This window comes from Chelativorans salis (assembly GCF_025336525.1).
Classification (GTDB): domain Bacteria; phylum Pseudomonadota; class Alphaproteobacteria; order Rhizobiales; family Rhizobiaceae; genus Chelativorans; species Chelativorans salis.
Genome location: NZ_JAOCZP010000010.1, coordinates 46118 through 63789, shown reverse-complemented (window position 1 = coordinate 63789; position 17672 = coordinate 46118). Strand labels below are relative to the sequence as shown.

Sequence of the window (17672 nt, the reverse complement as noted above, 5' to 3'; positions counted from 1 at the left end):
CGGCTTCCACCCCTATGCTGATTTCGCGCCGGAGGATAGCGAGTTTCTCCGCCTGCTGGGCCTATTCGTGTCGCAGCAGCTCACGTGCGTCAGCTTGAAGTCGCAACGCACTTTTGCATCTCAGCATTCCAGACCTGCCCTTGTGTGCACTGGCTGGCGCTTTGCGAATGACTAGCGCAGGCGGCCATTGCAATGGTCGGGCTGAGGACCAGTACGGCGGCGGCCAGAACAATCTTAATCGTCATCTGCCTCTCCCTGTCTATCGCAGGTTAATCATAGCACAGCGCGAATTTTCGGCAAAGGCGGCAGAGTTGCCTCCCCAGCACCGCCGATGTTCAAGACGAAGAATAAGAGAAAGACGGCAATCGGTTTCATTGCTATCTGCTGAATTTCATCGCGCGCCGCAGGCGCTGCCAATTGGATCAAATCGCAGTCGATGGTTGGCGCGACCTGCAAGCTACGCCGCGGGATTGGTGAGGCAGGCGATGGCGGCTGCGGTTGCAATGTCAAGCAATTGGTCGCTGTCCGACACGCCGTCGCTATAGGCATCGACCACGATGCGTGCGACGGCTTCGACCTGATCTTGATCCAGTTCGTGCCCGCATCTGCGCAACGCTTCTCTGACAACCCCTCTCAAAAGGCCCAGCTCTTCAGGGGTGTAGACGCCTGCATGTGGCTCAAATGCCCGCTCGACGATCATGTTCTCCTCCCCGTCACCACGATATTATCACAAAGGGGGGAGATGATCGCTAGAATTGAATCCCAGCCCGTCGTGTCATCGCAGCCCGCCGGCTCTATGCTACCCGCGTGAGGGCTTGGGAGAGATCAAGATCGCGAGTGACCTACCCCCGGGCCAGCAAAGCGCACCGACCGCCCGTGCCATCGCTGCGGCTTGTCGTCTTGCTGCCGCTTTCTTTCGAAGGCGCGTTCCATTTCGGCGTCGTATTCAGCGCGATTGCGTTGTTCGGCATTCCCAGCTGCAGCATTGCGGTTTTCTGCTCGATTAAGGCGGTCCAGAGCGTTCTCGAAGGCCGAATGTTGAAATAACAGGCCGTCTGTCTATTCTCGACCATACACCATCAAGTCGCAATTTCTGGATTCGAGCTGTCACTTGCCGACGTTTCTTCGACACGTTCTTCTTCCATTCCTCGGATTTCTTCTGTTCACGGCGTCTGCTGTCTCGCAGACAGAAGCTCCGACAGGGCAGGAGCCGACCGGGAGCGATCCGCAGCCGGGCTATGAAGCCATCGCGGATATCCTGGAGGATGAAGCTGCCCGGAACGCATTGATTGCGGAACTGCGACGGCTTGCGGCCGGAGAAGCATCGTCGGCGGCACCGGAAGCACAGGATGTCTCCCTAGCTCGCCAGATCGCGGATGTCACAAGCAATGCTGCCGAGGGTGTCGTAACTCAGATCAGTGCTGCCTATGACCGCATCCGCGACTTGAACTCGATCTCGTCCCAAAGGATGGCGAATCTCGCAAGGGCCGCATTCGATCTTGGCATTGTCATCGTCGTCGTCATCGGAATCCTGTGGCTGGCGCGAATGCTGGCGAGTTCCGTCTACCAGCGGGTTTCCAATTGGGTGCTGGCACCGGGCGGACCAAATCCTTGGCTGAAGCGTAGCCTGGCAGCCTTTGGCTGCAGTCTGCTCGATCTTGTTACCGTCGCCATCGGATGGGTTGTTGGTTACGCTGTTGCCCTGTTCGTCCTCGGAAACGAGACGGGGCGTATGGACGCCAGTCAGTCACTCTTCATCAATGCCTTCCTTGTGATCGAAACTGCAAAGGTGGTTGTCCGGCTCTTTTTCGCAACGCGTTATGAGGGATTGCGCCTGCTCCCGGTCAAGGGTGAGGACGCGGCTTACTGGAACACCTGGCTCACGCGCCTGACAACCTTCGTGGGATATGGGATTCTCGTTGTCGTGCAGATCGTCAACATCAATCTCGGTACGGCGCTTGGATCCGCTGTCGCAGCATTCGTCTATGGTGTGGCGCTCATACTCGCGATTGTCTTGATCCGTCAGAATCGCGAGCCAGTAAGGGCTCGCCTTGAGACAATGGCCGGGAGAAGCTGGGTTGGTTTTGCAGGCATACTTTTGGGCACGTTGGCCCGTATCTGGCATATCATCATGATTGCCTATGTTTCGTTGCTGGCGCTGCTGTTGCTCATAGAACCGGACACGGCGCTCTCCTTCATGGTCGCTGCCACCGTACAGACTGTTGTGGCGATCACGGCAGGTATTCTTCTGTCAACCCTGATCGACAAGGCGATCGCCTACGGCATCCGGCTGAAGCCGGAGATGCGCGCACGGTTCCCGATGCTGGAAGAGCGCCTGAATGCGTTTGTGCCCACGACACTGAAGGTCGTGCGTATCGCCATCGCACTCGTTGTGGCAGCCATTGTGCTGGATGCTTGGCAGGTCTTCGACTTCTTTGCCTGGTTAAGCTCGGATCGCGGCCTCCAAGTCATCGGCACAATGGTAACAATCGCATTCGTCTTGGCTGCGGCTTTTGCCATCTGGCTGATCGTCTCGTCTTGGATCGAGTACCGTCTGAACAGGGACACTGACTGCATGGTGGCAGCCTCCCGGGCGCGCCAGCACACGCTGCTGGCGATCTTCCGCAACGCCTTCACGATCGCGCTCGTCGTTATGGCCCTGATGATCACGCTGTCTGAACTTGGCCTTGATATCGGCCCTCTGCTGGCGGGGGCGGGCGTACTTGGTCTCGCAATCGGTTTCGGAGCGCAAAAGCTTGTTCAGGATGTCATCACGGGTGTCTTCATCCAGCTCGAAAATGCCATGTACACTGGCGATGTCGTTACCGCCGGCGACATCACGGGGGTGGTCGAAAAGCTTACGGTGCGCTCTGTCGGCATCCGTGATCTTTCAGGGACCTATCACCTGATACCGTTCTCGTCCGTCGATACGGTCTCGAATTTCATGCGCGGCTTCTCATACCACGTGGGGGAATACGGCGTCGCCTACAGGGAGAACATCGACGAAGTGATCGAGGTGATGCAGCAGGCCTTTGAGGAACTTCGTGCCAACCCGGAATACGCCAACAGCATTATCGACGATCTGGAAGTGCACGGCGTTACCGAATTTGCCGATTCCAGCGTGAACCTCCGTATACGCATCAAGACGTTACCCGGCCAGCAGTGGGCAGTCGGGCGCGCCTACAACGCCATCATCAAGAAGCATTTCGATGCAGCCGGAATCGAGATACCCTTCCCGCATGTCACGCTCTATTTCGGTGAGGACAAGAAGGGCTCCGCACCTGCCGCACCGATCAAAATCATTCAGCCCTTGTCCACGGATGTGGACGGGAGCACCAATGACGCAGGGCCGAAACGGCCACGGCGAGCAAAGCCATCGAAGCGGAAGCCTTCACAATCTGCGCAGGACGGACAGCCGGACATTCCTTCCGAGGACGAGCTTTAGCGCCGCGCTACATCCCCTTAAGTGGAGGAGTTTTTTTGAATCTTGGGGTCTTGCGCCCATCGCGCAACAGCAAGGCATTGGGCCAGGTAGCCATGAGTTAGGCGCTCAGCAGACGCAAGAACGGCCCCAAAGCGGGGGAAGCCGGGAGCCGAACGCCACTATGTGACCGAAGCCGGATAGCAAAACGGCATCAGGGTCACGGATTGGAGAATGGTTCAGAGCCGCAGAACAGCAACAGCCTGTCCTGCGAACGGAAAAGATTTACCCGATCGGTGCATCCGCCGGTCAAACGCAACCGAACCCAGGGAAAAGTCACGCAAAGCAAGCGTTCCTGTCCTGAGTTCTTTCATTGGAGACCTCATGATCCCTGACACTATGAAAGCCGTCCTGCTCACCCGGCACGGCGATCTTGATGCTCTCGTCTACCGCGAAAACGTTCCCATACCCAGGCCCGCCGCCGATGAAGTCCTGGTCGAGGTAACGGCTTGCGGCATGAACAATACCGATGTCTGGGTGCGCCAGGGCGCTTATGGCAGCGAGACGGACCCTGAAGCGGTTTCCTCCTGGCGACGGGGGCGGCCAACATTGACGTTTCCCCGCATCCAAGGGGCCGATACGGTCGGGCACATTGTTGCCGTGGGCGAAGGTGTTCCGCAAGAGCGCATCGGCGAGCGGGTGATGGTCGACTTCAGCCTCTATAATCGCGACGACGACAGCCTCGCCGATATTGACTATATTGGGCACGGCCGTGACGGCGGTTACGCGGAGTATGCCGCGATACCTGCAGAGAACGCTCATGTTGTCGAGACCCGCATGAGCGATGCGGAACTGGCAACCTTTTGCTGCGCCTATCTGACGGGCGAGCACATGCTGGAAAGAGCAAGTGTCCGGGCTGGCGAACGCGTCCTGGTAACGGGCGCCTCAGGCGGGGTCGGTTCGGCAATCGTGCAGCTTTGCCGTGCGCGAGGCGCGATCCCCTATGCCATTACTGGGAAGGGCAAGGAGGCTGCGCTGGGCGAGATCGGTGCGGAAGCCGTGATAACGCGAGATGAAGATGATCTCGTGGAAGCGGTTACCAGAGCCACCGGCGGAGACCCCATCGATGTTGTCGCCGATCTCGTTGCAGGTCCGCTGTTCAACACGCTACTGCGGATTCTGCGCCCCGAGGGCCGCTATACCACAGCAGGCGCCATCGCTGGTCCGGTGGTTCAGCTCGATCTCCGGACCATGTATCTGAAGCACCTGCAGCTGCATGGATGCTCGCAGGGCACGCGGAAAGATTTTCGGCGTCTGATCGGATATATCGAAACCGGCAAGATCAAGCCGCTCCTTGCGGAGATTTACAAGCTTTCGGATTTTCACCACGCGCAAAAAATGTTCATGGAGAAGCAGTTCGTCGGCAAGCTCGTTATGATACCTGACGCCAAATGGGAGGAAGCAGGCGGCGTGTAGTATCAAACGTTTCCAGCCAAACCTGCTCCAGTGGTTGCTGGCTTGTCGCACTCTGGCACCGGGGTGCCAAATTGGCTGATGGTGTGTCGCAAATTGACCTCGATCAGGACCTTTCAAAGTCTCCGAGTCTTGCGCCGGAAGCGGGTAGAGAGATAGCGTTCAACAGGCCGAAATTGTTTACGGACCTAACGCCGTCTGCAACCGCGCCGCATTGCTGGTCGAGCGCATCGAGAAGGAGGGGCTGGTCGGCTCCTCAACTACGTCGGCAAGCGGGAGATTCCCGTCGGCAGCCGCGACCATGCCGGAATGCCGGACGCAGACGACATGGATTGATCCGCTTTTGACGTAGCCGCGGTATGCTAGCTTCCCTTCCCCTCCTGGGCTACAATTGCCTTAAGCGGCAGCATAAGCCGCAAACGGGAGGACGTGTCGCATGGCGGTTCTCGAACTGCGACGGATTTCCAAGAGCTTCGGCGCTATCCGGGCGCTGGAGGCGGTCGATCTGACGATCGGTGGCGGCGAGGTCATCGGCCTCATGGGCGATAATGGCGCCGGCAAGTCGACGCTCGTCAAGATCATTGCCGGCAACTTTCCGCCCACCAGCGGAGCCATGCTGATCGACGGCGCCGAGGTGCATTTCTCCAAGCCCATCGAGGCGCGGCGCCGGGGCATCGAGATCGTCTACCAGGACCTTGCGCTCTGCGATAACCTCACTGCGGCGGCGAACGTGTTTCTCGGCCGCGAGGTAAAGCGCTGGTTCGGGCCGATCCGCTATCTCGACCACAAGTCGATGTACGACCGCACCGCCGAGATATTTTCCGAGCTGAAGTCGGAGACGCGCCCGCGCGACGTGGTCAGGCGCATGTCGGGCGGGCAGCGCCAGGCGGTCGCCATCGCCCGCACCAGGCTGAGCGACCCCAAGCTGGTGCTCATGGACGAGCCCACGGCGGCGATCAGCGTGCGCCAGGTGGCCGAGGTGCTCGATCTGATCAGGCGGCTCAAGGAGACGGGACACGCCGTTGTCCTCATCTCGCACCGCATGCCCGACGTCTTCGCAGTGTGCGAAAGGGTGGCGGTCTTGAGACGCGGCAGGAAAGTCGCCGACAAGCCGATCACCGATTCCTCGCCGGAAGAGGTGACGGCGCTGATCACCGGCGCGCTCCACGAGGCCTAGGGGGACAGGAATGACCGAAAGCGCAGAGCGCCGGACTGCCGACGTCTCAGATGTGACGGGCCAGCAGTCCGAAGGTGGCCTTCAGCGCATCGTCAATACGCAGCCTTTCTGGGTGCTGGTGGCGCTGATCATCATCTGCATCTTCATGGGCACGATCAGCGATACGTTCCTGAGCGAGCGCAACCTCTTCACGACCACGCGCAACTTCGCGTTCATGGCGATCGTGGCACTCGGCATGACGACCGTGATCGTCACGGGCGGCATCGACCTTTCGGTGGGGTCAGTGATGGGCCTTTCCGGCATCATGGCCGGCATCACGCTGGCGGCTGGCTATCCGCTTTGGTTCGGCCTTGGGGCATGCCTTCTTTCGGCGATGGCCGCGGGTGCCGTGAACGGCTTCATCATCGCCTATTTCCGCATGTCGCCCTTCGTGGTCACGCTGGGGATGCTGGCGATCGCACGATCGCTTGCACTCGTCGTCTCCAACAACCGCATGTTCTATGAGTTCGGACCGGACCAGCCCCTCTTCCTCGCCATAGGCGGTGGGCGGACATTCGGCCTTGCCAATCCGGTCTGGGCGCTGATCGTGCTCACGCTCATCTTCATGTGGCTCTACCGCTACTCCACCTGGGGGCGCTACGTGTTCGCCATCGGCGGCAATTACGAGGCGGCAAAACTCAGCGGTGTGCCGGTGGAACGCGTGATCGTGTCCGTCTACGTGGTCTCCAGTCTGATGGCCGGCATTGCCTCCTTCCTGATGGTTGGCTGGCTCGGCTCGGTCACCAACGCGCTCGGCCAGACCTACGAACTGCAGGTGATCGCCGCGACGGTGATCGGCGGCGCCAATCTGATGGGCGGCTCGGGCTATGCGATCGGCGCGCCGATCGGTGCCGCGCTCGTGGAGGTGATCCGCAACAGCCTGTTGCTCGCCGGCGTCGATCCCTACTGGCAGGGCACCTTCCTCGGCGGCTTCATCATTCTAGCCGTGCTGCTCGAGAGAATCCGCGGAAGACGGAGCGAATAGGAGAGGGATCAAACTGCAACCAAGGGAGGAATAACGATGATGAAACAACTGAGATGTGCTCTCCTGACAGGTGCCGCCATTCTCATGGCAACGGGCGTAACGGCACTTGCTCAGGACAACTACCGCTTCGCGCTCGTGCCGAAAGCCATGAACAATCCTTTCTTCGACCTCGCGCGCGACGGCTGCAAGGCCGCCGAGGCCGAGATGGAGGGCGTTGAGTGCTACTATATCGGTCCGAGCGAGCATACCGAGCAGGAGCAGATCCAGATCATCCAGGATCTGATCACGCAGGGCGTCGACGGCATCGCCGTGTCGCCATCAAACGCACCGGCAGCGGCGCGCGCCCTCAAGGCGGCCAACGACGCCGGCATACCGACCATGACCTGGGATGCCGACCTGCTTGAACAGGACAAGGAAGTCCGCGCCACCTATGTCGGCACGCGCAACTACGACATCGGCGTGAACCTCGCCAAACTCGCCCAGGAGATGAAGCCGGAGGGCGGCTCCATCTGCCTGCAGTCGGGTGGGGCCGCGGCAGCCAATCACAACGAGCGCCTGCAGGGCATCCGCGATACATTGTCCGGCGAGGAGAGCGCGCAGCCCCCGGGCGAGCGGCTAGCCGGCGCCAACGGCTGGACGGAAGTGGACGGCTGTCCGCTCTTCACCGACGACGACAGCGCCAAGGCGATCCAGCAGATGTCGGACATCCTGAACCGGTACCAGGACCTCGACGCCTTCATCTCCACCGGCGCCTTCACGCAATGGTCGGACAATGCCTACCGCCAGGCCATACAGCCCTACAAGGAGAAGCTCGATTCTGGTGAGCTGGTGGTGGTGGTCGCGGACACGCTGCCCATGCAGATGCAGCAGCTCAAGGATGGGCTGAGCCACGGCCAGGTCGGCCAGCGCCCCTACGACATGGGGTACAAGTCCATGCAGATCCTGAAGGATCTGGCTGAGGACAAGTCGGTCGAGGACCCGATCTACACTGGTCTCGACGTCTGCACGCAGGAGAACGCCGACACCTGCCTAGCCCAATCCCAGTGACGTGAGCAATACACACAGGCGGGGAAAAAACCCGCCTGTGTGTGGCGCTAGACGTCATGTTCCGGGGAGGAGATCGGTGGTCCGCCCTTTCGTGCGATTGAAAGAACGAGGGTTACTCGGATGGGCCGACCGATCCTCACGCACGGAGGGCGAGCCATGGAAAATATTAAAGGATCCTGCATAGAATAGCTTTTACGCCTGACGTTCACTAGAAACAGTCGGCAGAATTGGCTCGAGGGTACAGTCCAAGAATTCGGGATCGACATCGCGCTCGACGACATCGAACATGCTGTCGACGAAATCGATTAAGGAATCAGAGGACAGAACAGCCCGCTCGGCGTCCCGATTGACCACCGCGTCCAGCACCGACAGATGCGCGTCGATGGTTTCGCTGATATTGGAGTGACCGCTGGTGCGATTGTGATAGATCCAGCCGATCCGCCTGAAGATGGTGTGCAATGGCCTCAACGTGTGCTCCAGGAACGGTTCGCCCGCGGCGGCCAAGATCAACTGATCGATCCGCCAGTCGAAAGCATTGAACTCGCCGATTGTGATCGCATCGCGCCGTTCTCGCAGATAACGGGCTAGGTGCAGCATCTGGTTACGGTGCGAGGAGCTTGACCGCTCAGCTGCGAGGCGAATGACGAAACGTTCAAGGTCGCGGCGGAGCTTGAGCAGCAGCCGCTCTCGCGCAAGATCCATCGGCGCGACCTGCAAGCCATGCCGGGGTCTGACGATCATCAGTGTGTCGATCGCCAGCCGCGCGACAGCCTGGTGGACAGGTGTGCGGCTGAAGCCCAAGATATCCTGCAGGTCTTGTATCGTCAGAAACGCTCCGGGCCTTAGCTCACAGGTGACGATCAGGTGCTCCAGCCGTTCATAGGCGAGCTCCAGCAAGTTGACCGCGTTCCGGCGAGTTGGTGGTGTGATATCGATAGCCGACCTTTTCGCCTCCTTGGGCTTCGTGCGATTCCTCGCAGCTTGCTTGCTCATGCTTTTTCTGTTTCCGGTATCAGGCATACACTCAAATTGTGATTGCTTGGGCGACGAGATTCCGCTAGTGAGATTTCGTGATATTTTACAAAATGTCAATCGCGTCGTGGAGGCGACGTGATCTCGCAACGGAGGAGTTTTTCAGCTAGGAAAACTCTCAAGGCACCACGATGAAAATCACGTCGATCAAGACCTTCCGGCTGGACGAATTCGCCAACGTCCTGTGGGTTCATGTCGAAACCGATGCGGGCGTGACCGGACTTGGCGAAACCTTCTACGGCGCAGGCGCGGTGGAGGCCCACATCCACGACACGCTGGCGGCGCGCCTTCTGGGCAGGAATCCCCTGCACATAGAAGCCCTCAACAAGGAAATGGTCTCGCTGCCGATGGCTCAATCGTCGACCGGAGCGGAATACCGTGCCGCTTCGGCGGTCGATATCGCGCTTTGGGACCTCTTCGGCAAGGTCTGTGGGCAGCCGGTGCATCAGATGCTGGGCGGGCAGTGCTGGGACAGGATCCGCGTCTACAATACCTGCGCGGGCTATCGGTATGTCCGCACAAACAACATAAAGCCGGTTTCCAACTGGAATGTCGGCGATAGCGAAGGTCCCTATGAGGACCTTGACGGCTTCATGAACCGGCCCGCCGCGCTTGCCGAGAATCTGCTGGAATCCGGCATCACCGCCATGAAGATATGGCCGTTCGATCCGGCGGCGCAGGAAACCCGCGGCCAGTATATCACTACCGAACAGATGAAGAAGGCGATCGAGCCATTCGAGCAGATCCGCAATACGGTCGGTGATCGCATTGAGATCATGGTTGAGTTCCACTCACTTTGGAACCTGCCGACAGCCAAGAAGATCGCCAAGGCGCTCGAGCCTTATTCGCCGACCTGGTTCGAGGATCCGATCCGGATGAACTCGGCTCAGGCGCTCGCCGAGTATGCGGACTCAACGGACGTGTGGGTGTGCGCCAGCGAAACGCTCGGCTCGCGCTGGCCCTACAAGGACATCCTCGACCGCGACGCCACCCATGTCGTGATGGTCGATCTTTGCTGGACCGGCGGTCTGACTGAGGGGCGCAAGATTGCCGCACTCGCCGAGACCTATCACCGGCCGTTTGCGCCGCACGATTGCATCGGGCCCGTTGGCTTCGCCGCGGCTGTCCACGCCTCCTTCAGCCAGCCCAACACGCTCATCCAGGAATCGGTCCGTGCCTTCTATCGGGGCTGGTACAATGAACTCGTGACCGCGGTGCCGAAGATCGAGAACGGCTATGTCTATCCGATGGAGGGGCCGGGCCTCGGTCTCGAACTCCTCTCGTCAGTCTTCGATAGAAGCGACCTCACGGTGCGCGCCTCGTCCTTATAATCCAGCGGAAACCCAGAATGTCGAATAGCCTGTTCAGCCTCAAGAATAAGACCGCCCTTGTGACGGGCTCCTCGCGCGGGCTTGGCCATGCGATTGCAATTGGGCTCGCGCAGGCCGGCGCATCGATCGTTCTGAACGGCGTCGACCAGGAACGTCTCCAGGCGGCTTCTGAGAAGATGCGTGACGAGGGGCTCAGCGTAAGCGAAGCATGCTTCGACGTGACGGATGAGGCTTCGGTCATTGCCGCCTTCGAAGCCTTCGACCGGGAAGGCGTCGCCCTAGACATTCTCGTCAACAATGCCGGCATCCAGCTCCGCAAGCCGATGGTGGAACTGACCACCGAGGAATGGCAGAGAGTGATCGATACGAACCTCACCAGCGCCTTCGTCGTCGGCCGCGAGGCAGCAAAGCGGATGATTGCGCGCGGTAGTGGCAAGATCATCAACATGGGCTCGTTGACCAGTGAACTGGCGCGCGCCACCGTCGCCCCCTATACCGTCTCCAAAGGCGGTATCAAGATGCTGACGCGGTCAATGACCGCTGAATGGGCTGAGCACGGCATCCAGGTCAACGCCGTCGGCCCGGGCTATATGCTGACAGACATGAACGAGGCCCTGATGGCCAACGCCCAATTTGACGACTGGGTGAGGGGCCGGACGCCGGCGCGGCGCTGGGGCAAGCCGGAAGAACTGGTCGGCACCGCTGTCTTTCTCGCCTCCACCGCGTCCGATTATGTCAACGGCCAGATCATCTATGTCGACGGCGGTATGATCTCCGTCCTTTGACGTTGCGCAGGAGTTGTTGCGTGCGCACGCTCGTTGTCCACAAGCCGCACGACATCAGGATCGAGGGGGAGGGTGCCGGTAGTTCCGCCCGGTTCTGGCGAAGTGCGCTTCCGCATCGAGCGCGGTGGCAGCTTCCTCTTCGAGGCCGAACTCCGCCGGGCCATGGACCTCATTGCCAAGGGAGCGGTCGATTTGCCGCTGCTGGTGACCGCGACACTGCCGCTCGACAGCGCCGAGGAGGCGTTCCAGCCCGCTTCCGACCGGACGCAATCGATGAAAGTCCAACTTTGCCTTCCACGCTTGACAGGAGCGCTTCAATGAAAATCGTCTTCCATGGAGCGAACGCATTGACGTTCCGCGACGGGCTCGAAAGTCTTCTCGATCAAGCCCATGAGGTTGCTGAGGTTCCGGACGATCTTGCGACTGAGACCGCACGGGCCACCTATGCGGCGGCAGATGTCATCGTGGGGGTCCAACTTACTGCAGCGATGCCGGTATCGCACAGCCTCAGGCTTTATCAGGTTCCTGCCGCCGGATATGACCGGATCGATCCCGCTGCCCTGCCTGCGGGCGCGGCGCTGTGCAACTGCTTCGGTCATGAGAATGCGATAGCAGAATACGTGATGGCGGCGCTGCTCGCACGCCATGTACCGCTCGCCGACGCTGACCGCCGACTGCGGATGGGCGACTGGAAGTACTGGGCGGGGGGGCCGACCGGCCTGCGCACCGACCTCGGTGAAACCGGTATCGGCATTTTGGGCTACGGCCACATCGGTAAGACACTTGCCCTTCGCGCCAAGGCTTTCGGTATGAAGGTGACGGTCGCCAACCGCAGCCCGGTCCTGGTTTCTGACATCGTAGACAAGGCATATGCGCTCAAAGACCTGCCGGCTTTCATGGGATCGGCCGATGCGATCGTCAATACGCTTCCTCTGACGGATGAGACGCGCGGATTGATCGGCGAGGCGGATCTCGCCGCTATGCGGCCGGACGCAGTAATCCTCAACGTCGGCCGCGGCGCGGTGATCGACGAAGCAGCGCTTTACAACGCGCTGAAGGCTGGGCGGATCGGCGGTGCGATCATCGACACTTGGTTCGTCTACCCGAATGCGAACAAGCCGGGTCCATTGCCGGCGAATCTGCCCTTTCACGAACTTAACAACCTGGTGATGACGCCGCACATGTCAGGCTGGACCTATGGCACGATCAGCCGGCGTCGGGAAACCATCGCAGACAACATCAACAAACTTGCATCGGGGATAGATCTAGGAAACCGTATCCTTTAGCTGGAGCGTAGGAGCTACATCCCGCAGCCCGCAATGGCCCAGTCGTCCGGAACAGTAGGTGGCCACGGAACGGAGGCTCACAGCCAATGCGTGAATTCTGGAAGGACTGTTCACCAGCGGGCTCTTGCCCCTCTGGCAGCGGATGTTGGATGATGGCTTGATTCCCAGTGAGGCGCTGGAATCTTGAGTTCCGGCAATCCCAACCGCGTGTGGCGATGAGCGGCGGGCGCATTTGAAGTCCCATTCGTACCTCAGCTCTCGAGCGGCGATTTGCGCGAGGCCTGTATCGACGGATACATGCCAATTGAAATCCCGGAGGCTCTCAACCGGTCCTTTGAGGACCATTCACTCTTGAGGTTGCCGACTTTGCCCCTCTTCCGCCGATGGGCATTGGACGCGGGTGACATTTCAAATGGAGCGTGCCAGGGATCGAGCCGCGCGAGCTTCATCTCCAGTCCTTGTAGATCGATTTCAGTCGCTCGATCTCTTCCTCCGACCAGCCCTCCGGCGCCGTCACGGCCACCCATGCGTCGATATAGTCTTCGGGCGCGTATCGATGACCGTAGCCAAGGGGAGCTTCGTCGGCAGCGGCGATGTCGACCGTCAGTTGGAGCTGTGTCACGATCGGATACCACCGCAGTTCGCGCGAGACGTCCGGACCGCGCGGATGTGTCATCCAGGGGGGCGCCCGGTAGAATGCCTCGGGGTCGAAGAAGGTCACCGGATCGCTTGCATATTGCAGATAGACGAAACGGATCGGCCCCCAACGTGCGTTCGGCGTCTCCAGTGTGTCCCACTGATTCATGAACCGTATGGTGGACCCTTCCCTAAAAACAGGCAGCCACGCCGGCGACCACGGCATGCGCTTCTTAGTGATGTTTTGCCATCTCTCGCTCGCGAATGGTGGGCCGGCCCACAGCGCGCCTTGGATGGGGTCTCCCACAACATCATAGATGTCAGCCGACAGCTGCGAATTCAGCGCCCCGAGGCTCAACCCGTAGAGATAGAGCTTCGGACGCTCGTCCTTCGGCAGTTGTGTCCAGTGATCATAGATCTTGTTGAACAGAACCTGCGCCGTTTCCGCGCCATAGTCGGGCTCGACGAGCAGCGACAGCCAACTGGCCAGATAGGAATATTGGACAGCAACGGTCGCGACATCGCCGCGATGAAGATATTCAAGGGAGTTGATGGCGCCCTCGTCGACCATCCCCTTACCGGTCGGCGTGGCGATGACGAGCACGGACCGGTCGAACGCATTGACGCGCTTGAGTTCCTGCAGCGCCAGTTCCACGCGCTCCTCGACCGTTTCTGCCGAGTTCAGCCCAACATATACGCGTATGGGATCAAGTGTCCTTTCGCCATTGAAGAACGCGCTCAGCCTTGCCCTTCTCGGTCCCCAGGAGACGAACTGGCGGCCGGTTCTTCCCAGTTGGTCCCAGTCGAGAAGCGACGCCGCGCTTCCCGTTCTGATGGGATTGAGCGGCGGGCTCACGTTGCTTTCCACCAGCGAGTCGAATTTCTGGTAAGACGCATCCGCCATGCGCATGCCGTATTTGATGAGAACACCGTCGACGAGCGACCAGAACAACGCGACGGCTGCCACGACGCCCACCAGGTTGGAAATCCGCCTCGGGATATGCTGCTTGAGCCATTCGGACGAGATGTGGACTGTCAGCCGAAAGAGGCGACCAAGAACATGGAGCACGATGAAAACCGCTATGGCGATTGCGCCCACCTTGAACGGGTGCGCACTGTCAACCGGCTCCATCTCCATCAGCACCCGACTGGAATTCTGCCATTCGGATGCCCGCCCCAGAAAGACCAGAGCGATTGTCGCGCAGATCACGGTGGCGACGAGCTTGATGATCGCCTCGATACGCTCGCGGGGCTCGGGAAGTTCCAGATAGGCCCACAGCCAGTGACCGAAAACACCTATGGCATAGCCGGCGGCTAGTGAAACGCCTGAAAGGACACCCTGCATCACGTATGTGCGGGGGATCAGGCTGGGGGTCAAAGAGGCGGCGAAGAAGAGCGTTGCCGTCAGGAGCCCCGGCGTCGAGAAGAGATTTTCTAGCCTCAAAAGCCAGTACAGCGACGCCTTGCCGTAGTAACTGGCGATGTCGTCCCGTAGGTGATTGTGTTTCATAACGAGGTCTGTTCAAACGGCCCTAACAACGGTCCCCTTCATCTACGGTGGAGCACGTCACGCCGTTTTCAATCCGGCTCGACAACGCTTCGACATTTCTTCGGGCACGGTGATGTTGATTGGAGGGCGGATGTGGCAGCAGTTCGGATAGTTGGATTTCTGTCTTTTCCGGCAAGGCGGCTATTCCGTGCGCTTATGCCGAACGCCCTTTCTCCACCCTCTGCGACACTGGTGAACGCAACGAACCGACCTTTGCAAGCGCTGGCCATTACAACTCATTCACGGTGACGAGCTGGCAGGCTCGGAGCCGATCTCCAGGCCGCTGGCGCGCGGGGCAAGGACGATCATATTGCGTTCGAACTTCTTGACCAGCACATCCTGCCGGTCGAGCCCGAGGCGATCGAGCCACGTCACCACCACCTCTTCCCTGGCGTTGTTGCCGCTCCACAACAGCAGCGGGCAGGGGCGGTCGATAAGCTCCGATGCCGATATGGGCATTGGTTCAACACCTGTGGCCGACACCTCAAGAAGTCGGTCGCGATAGCCCGGCGGCAAATAGTATGCGTAGAATTCCTTCGGCAACTGGTTGACGGGTAGCGGCCCCACCTCGCAGCCCGGAAGCGACACGATTAGGGCCGCTGCATCGCGCCACTGCTCCTTGGTCTCCGTCGCCATCCGATAGGTCGCAACGCCGAGACTGACCGCAGCGATCGCTGCCGGCACCGCGCGCAGCACTTGCCTGTAGGAGCCACCTCCAATGTCCTCGAGGTCGCTGAAGGCAGCGATTGACACGATGTAGAAGGGCGGGATCAGAATGAACAGGTTGCGGTCTGTGATGACGGGTGTATGGAATGAGATCGCGAGCGCTGCCATCAGAATGATCCCCATCGCTACAAGCGACACAAAGTATTCTGGCTGGCGCATCAAATACGGGCGACGGACCAAACTACCAATGACCACGACGGCGACGGCCGCGAAGACGACCGGGGCGCCTATGGCAAAGGCCGCAAGCCTCGTGAAGATCACCGACCAGTTGTTTGAGATCCAGAACTCTCCCCCGAGCTTTCCACCCAGGCGTGGAATGTGGATCAGCATCCACGGCAGAAAGGCGAGGATCGTGGCCAAGCCGGTCATCACGATGGTGCCGAGGGCACGATGATCTCGATGGGCGATGGCAAACAGGAACAGCGCCCCGAACAGCCCTGCGGCGATGAGAACGCCGAAGTAGTGCACATACTCAAGGGTGACCGTCACTGCAGCCAGGACAACCGTTGACCCAAGGATCGTATCCCGCTGTTTGATGCGCCGAGCGATCGCGACGCCTAGGCAGGTCGCGGTTGTCGCCAGAAGAAGAAGCAGCGCGTAGGATCGAGCCTCCTGAGCGTAGAGGATGGCGCCTGTGGACGTCGCAAACCAAGCGGCGAGCGCGAGCGGCCGCCGCACCACCGGCGTCCATCGTTGCACCAACGGGACCACCGCCACACAGAGGGCGCTCAGGACTGCGCTTGGCAAGCGCAGCGCCCATTCGCCCGCGCCAAAGGCCATGCGCCATCCGCGCATCATCATGTAGTAGAGCGGTGGATGGACATCGGGCAGGATCCACCTGTTGAACATGTCGGCGAGCCTCAGATCCGGGTCCGAGGCCGCTGCCGTCCACAACTCATCGAGCCACAGGCTTTGGGCATCTAGGCGATAGAACCGTGCGCCGACACCGGCAACAAGGAGGCAGGCGAGCGCAACGGCAATGATCTGCGCCCTTTGCTCCACCGTTCGGCCAAATGCTGTACTCATCGCTTCAATGACTTGAAGATACACCACGGCACGAACCGGATCGGCAGCCTAATGCCGGCAAAAAAGGGCAGCGCATGGGCGACTTCCGCCTCACAAGTTTGTGGTGGGTCCCCTCCGTGAGCGTGTTGAGCTATGACCACAGCACACGCTTTAGGATGTCCGCGGCCATCGGCCATCGACGAAATCCGGGCAAATCGCACTCACGTTGGAAAGATGGCACAGATACGGGCTCCCGTCGGTCAAGGCGATCCTCCTGCCAGCTTTTACCCGATCGTCGCGCCGGCGAAAAGTCGCGGAAGACGGCTTCTGGTTGTGTATGGAGCGCGATCGCAGCGGAAGTCGGTGATTGGTGCAGGTAATGGGCGCATTGCGACATACGGGCGACCTCGAAATTCCTATCTCAATATTCAAGTACAAACGTCAGGTATTCCCGAGGTTGATAAGTAAAGAAGGTGGCGACGAGCTCGGACTGCTGAGCTACTTCGACGTGAGCTCTTTCAGCGCCATGCGCTTATAGGTTTCCACGATCAAGCGACCTTCTTCAGGCGTGACGGAAATTGCCAGACGCATGGTGGCCTCGCCCAAAGACATGACAAGGAAAGCTTTGGTGGCGAGTGCCGCCTCATCCGCTGCGGGCATCAGCTTGGCCAGCGTGCTGGCAACGAGGTCGCCGTTTTCCCTGCTGTTGAGGAGCTCGATATCCAGCAAGGTCTTGTCGGCCTGCGTGCCGGACCACACGTCGCGCATGGCAGGCTGTTCGAGGAACAGCTGGTAGTATGTCTCGATCAGTGCTGAAAATGCATCTCGGAACTGACCGAGGGTCTGCACGTCGGCCAAATCCTCGCTTATGCACGCCCGACTGGTCTCGTGGTAGCGTTCGGCCAGTGCGGCGATGATCGCTCGCTTATCCGGAAAATACTGATACAGCGACCCGATCGAGATGCCGCTGCGTTCGGCCACCTCGCTCATCCGCATGGCGTCGCTTCCGGTCGCGGCGATCAGTTCCGTGGCGACGCTCAGGATGCGCTCCATTCGCTCGCGGCTGCGCTTTTGCGTGGGCGTAATCCGCGCGCCCCTGCGCATATCGTGATGCTTCGCACCGGTGTCTGAAGTCGATTGCCGCTTGGCCATTTATGAGAAATCCTCACATTTTACTTGA

15 protein-coding genes are annotated in these 17672 nt (G+C 59.9%); 9 read left to right on the top strand and 6 right to left on the bottom strand.

Annotated elements, in window-relative coordinates; translation table 11 throughout:
* Positions 1–89 precede the first annotated feature (89 nt).
* Both N5A92_RS23290 and N5A92_RS23285 read right to left on the bottom strand, forming a co-directional pair.
* The gene (locus N5A92_RS23290) at positions 90–245 is read right to left on the bottom strand and encodes a hypothetical protein (RefSeq protein ID WP_260906690.1); all 156 of its coding nucleotides are present in this window, start codon (positions 243–245) and stop codon (positions 90–92) included.
* A 212-nt stretch (positions 246–457) separates the two neighbouring features.
* Positions 458–700, bottom strand: coding sequence for a hypothetical protein (locus tag N5A92_RS23285; RefSeq protein WP_260906689.1), 243 nt, complete (start codon positions 698–700; stop codon positions 458–460).
* A gap of 411 nt (positions 701–1111) precedes the next feature.
* Between N5A92_RS23285 and N5A92_RS23280 the strand changes: the two genes are divergently transcribed.
* The 5 genes from N5A92_RS23280 (at position 1112) to N5A92_RS23260 (ending at position 8142) form a co-directional block, all read left to right on the top strand.
* Positions 1112–3445, top strand: a complete 2334-nt coding sequence (locus N5A92_RS23280) for a mechanosensitive ion channel domain-containing protein (RefSeq protein ID WP_260906688.1) — start codon at positions 1112–1114, stop codon at positions 3443–3445.
* A gap of 360 nt (positions 3446–3805) precedes the next feature.
* Positions 3806–4897 (top strand): alcohol dehydrogenase family protein, encoded by a 1092-nt coding sequence (locus N5A92_RS23275; RefSeq protein ID WP_260906830.1) that lies wholly within the window; start codon positions 3806–3808, stop codon positions 4895–4897.
* A gap of 433 nt (positions 4898–5330) precedes the next feature.
* Positions 5331–6071, top strand: a complete 741-nt coding sequence (locus N5A92_RS23270; protein ID WP_260906687.1) for an ATP-binding cassette domain-containing protein — start codon at positions 5331–5333, stop codon at positions 6069–6071.
* A gap of 10 nt (positions 6072–6081) precedes the next feature.
* Complete coding sequence (locus N5A92_RS23265) at positions 6082–7095, top strand: ABC transporter permease (RefSeq protein WP_260906686.1); 1014 nt, start codon at positions 6082–6084, stop codon at positions 7093–7095.
* Positions 7096–7131: 36 nt separating this feature from the next.
* The gene (locus N5A92_RS23260) at positions 7132–8142 is read left to right on the top strand and encodes a sugar-binding protein (RefSeq protein WP_260906685.1); all 1011 of its coding nucleotides are present in this window, start codon (positions 7132–7134) and stop codon (positions 8140–8142) included.
* A 192-nt stretch (positions 8143–8334) separates the two neighbouring features.
* Here N5A92_RS23260 and N5A92_RS23255 read toward each other — a convergent pair whose 3' ends face one another.
* Positions 8335–9135 carry a GntR family transcriptional regulator gene (locus N5A92_RS23255; RefSeq protein ID WP_260906684.1) on the bottom strand — a complete coding sequence of 267 codons (801 nt, stop codon included), beginning with the start codon at positions 9133–9135 and terminating at the stop codon, positions 8335–8337.
* Between the two features lie 170 nt (positions 9136–9305).
* On the opposite strand from N5A92_RS23255, the gene N5A92_RS23250 reads away from it, so the two are divergent.
* The 4 genes from N5A92_RS23250 to N5A92_RS23235 all read left to right on the top strand — a co-directional run bounded on the left by N5A92_RS23250 (position 9306) and on the right by N5A92_RS23235 (position 12576).
* Positions 9306–10505, top strand: a complete 1200-nt coding sequence (locus N5A92_RS23250) for a mandelate racemase/muconate lactonizing enzyme family protein (RefSeq protein WP_260906683.1) — start codon at positions 9306–9308, stop codon at positions 10503–10505.
* Between the two features lie 17 nt (positions 10506–10522).
* A complete protein-coding gene (locus N5A92_RS23245) occupies positions 10523–11290 on the top strand; it encodes an SDR family oxidoreductase (protein ID WP_260906682.1) in 768 nt (255 codons plus the stop codon).
* A gap of 102 nt (positions 11291–11392) precedes the next feature.
* The gene (locus N5A92_RS23240; protein ID WP_260906681.1) at positions 11393–11611 is read left to right on the top strand and encodes a hypothetical protein; all 219 of its coding nucleotides are present in this window, start codon (positions 11393–11395) and stop codon (positions 11609–11611) included.
* The gene (locus N5A92_RS23235) at positions 11608–12576 is read left to right on the top strand and encodes a 2-hydroxyacid dehydrogenase (RefSeq protein WP_260906680.1); all 969 of its coding nucleotides are present in this window, start codon (positions 11608–11610) and stop codon (positions 12574–12576) included. The genes N5A92_RS23240 and N5A92_RS23235 overlap by 4 nt, the downstream gene beginning before the upstream one ends.
* A 445-nt stretch (positions 12577–13021) precedes the next feature.
* Here N5A92_RS23235 and N5A92_RS23230 read toward each other — a convergent pair whose 3' ends face one another.
* The 3 genes from N5A92_RS23230 to N5A92_RS23220 all read right to left on the bottom strand — a co-directional run bounded on the left by N5A92_RS23230 (position 13022) and on the right by N5A92_RS23220 (position 17596).
* A complete protein-coding gene (locus tag N5A92_RS23230) occupies positions 13022–14722 on the bottom strand; it encodes an alpha/beta hydrolase (RefSeq protein WP_260906679.1) in 1701 nt (566 codons plus the stop codon).
* Positions 14723–15001: 279 nt separating this feature from the next.
* Positions 15002–16513, bottom strand: a complete 1512-nt coding sequence (locus N5A92_RS23225; protein ID WP_260906678.1) for a glycosyltransferase family 39 protein — start codon at positions 16511–16513, stop codon at positions 15002–15004.
* 477 nt (positions 16514–16990) lie between these two features.
* Entirely contained in the window at positions 16991–17596 is a 606-nt protein-coding gene (locus N5A92_RS23220) for a TetR/AcrR family transcriptional regulator (protein ID WP_260906829.1), read from the bottom strand.
* Positions 17597–17672 lie beyond the last annotated feature (76 nt).

Bases quoted from the DNA above. Each gene is read 5' to 3' on its own strand.
- N5A92_RS23290 (WP_260906690.1), bottom strand. From the start codon at position 245: ATGACGATTAAGATTGTTCTGGCCGCCGCCGTACTGGTCCTCAGCCCG.
- N5A92_RS23285 (WP_260906689.1), bottom strand. From the start codon at position 700: ATGATCGTCGAGCGGGCATTTGAGCCACATGCAGGCGTCTACACCCCT.
- N5A92_RS23275 (WP_260906830.1), top strand. From the start codon at position 3,806: ATGATCCCTGACACTATGAAAGCCGTCCTGCTCACCCGGCACGGCGAT.
- N5A92_RS23270 (WP_260906687.1), top strand. From the start codon at position 5,331: ATGGCGGTTCTCGAACTGCGACGGATTTCCAAGAGCTTCGGCGCTATC.
- N5A92_RS23265 (WP_260906686.1), top strand. From the start codon at position 6,082: ATGACCGAAAGCGCAGAGCGCCGGACTGCCGACGTCTCAGATGTGACG.
- N5A92_RS23260 (WP_260906685.1), top strand. From the start codon at position 7,132: ATGATGAAACAACTGAGATGTGCTCTCCTGACAGGTGCCGCCATTCTC.
- N5A92_RS23255 (WP_260906684.1), bottom strand. From the start codon at position 9,135: ATGAGCAAGCAAGCTGCGAGGAATCGCACGAAGCCCAAGGAGGCGAAA.
- N5A92_RS23250 (WP_260906683.1), top strand. From the start codon at position 9,306: ATGAAAATCACGTCGATCAAGACCTTCCGGCTGGACGAATTCGCCAAC.
- N5A92_RS23245 (WP_260906682.1), top strand. From the start codon at position 10,523: ATGTCGAATAGCCTGTTCAGCCTCAAGAATAAGACCGCCCTTGTGACG.
- N5A92_RS23235 (WP_260906680.1), top strand. From the start codon at position 11,608: ATGAAAATCGTCTTCCATGGAGCGAACGCATTGACGTTCCGCGACGGG.
- N5A92_RS23230 (WP_260906679.1), bottom strand. From the start codon at position 14,722: ATGAAACACAATCACCTACGGGACGACATCGCCAGTTACTACGGCAAG.
- N5A92_RS23225 (WP_260906678.1), bottom strand. From the start codon at position 16,513: ATGAGTACAGCATTTGGCCGAACGGTGGAGCAAAGGGCGCAGATCATT.
- N5A92_RS23220 (WP_260906829.1), bottom strand. From the start codon at position 17,596: ATGCGCAGGGGCGCGCGGATTACGCCCACGCAAAAGCGCAGCCGCGAG.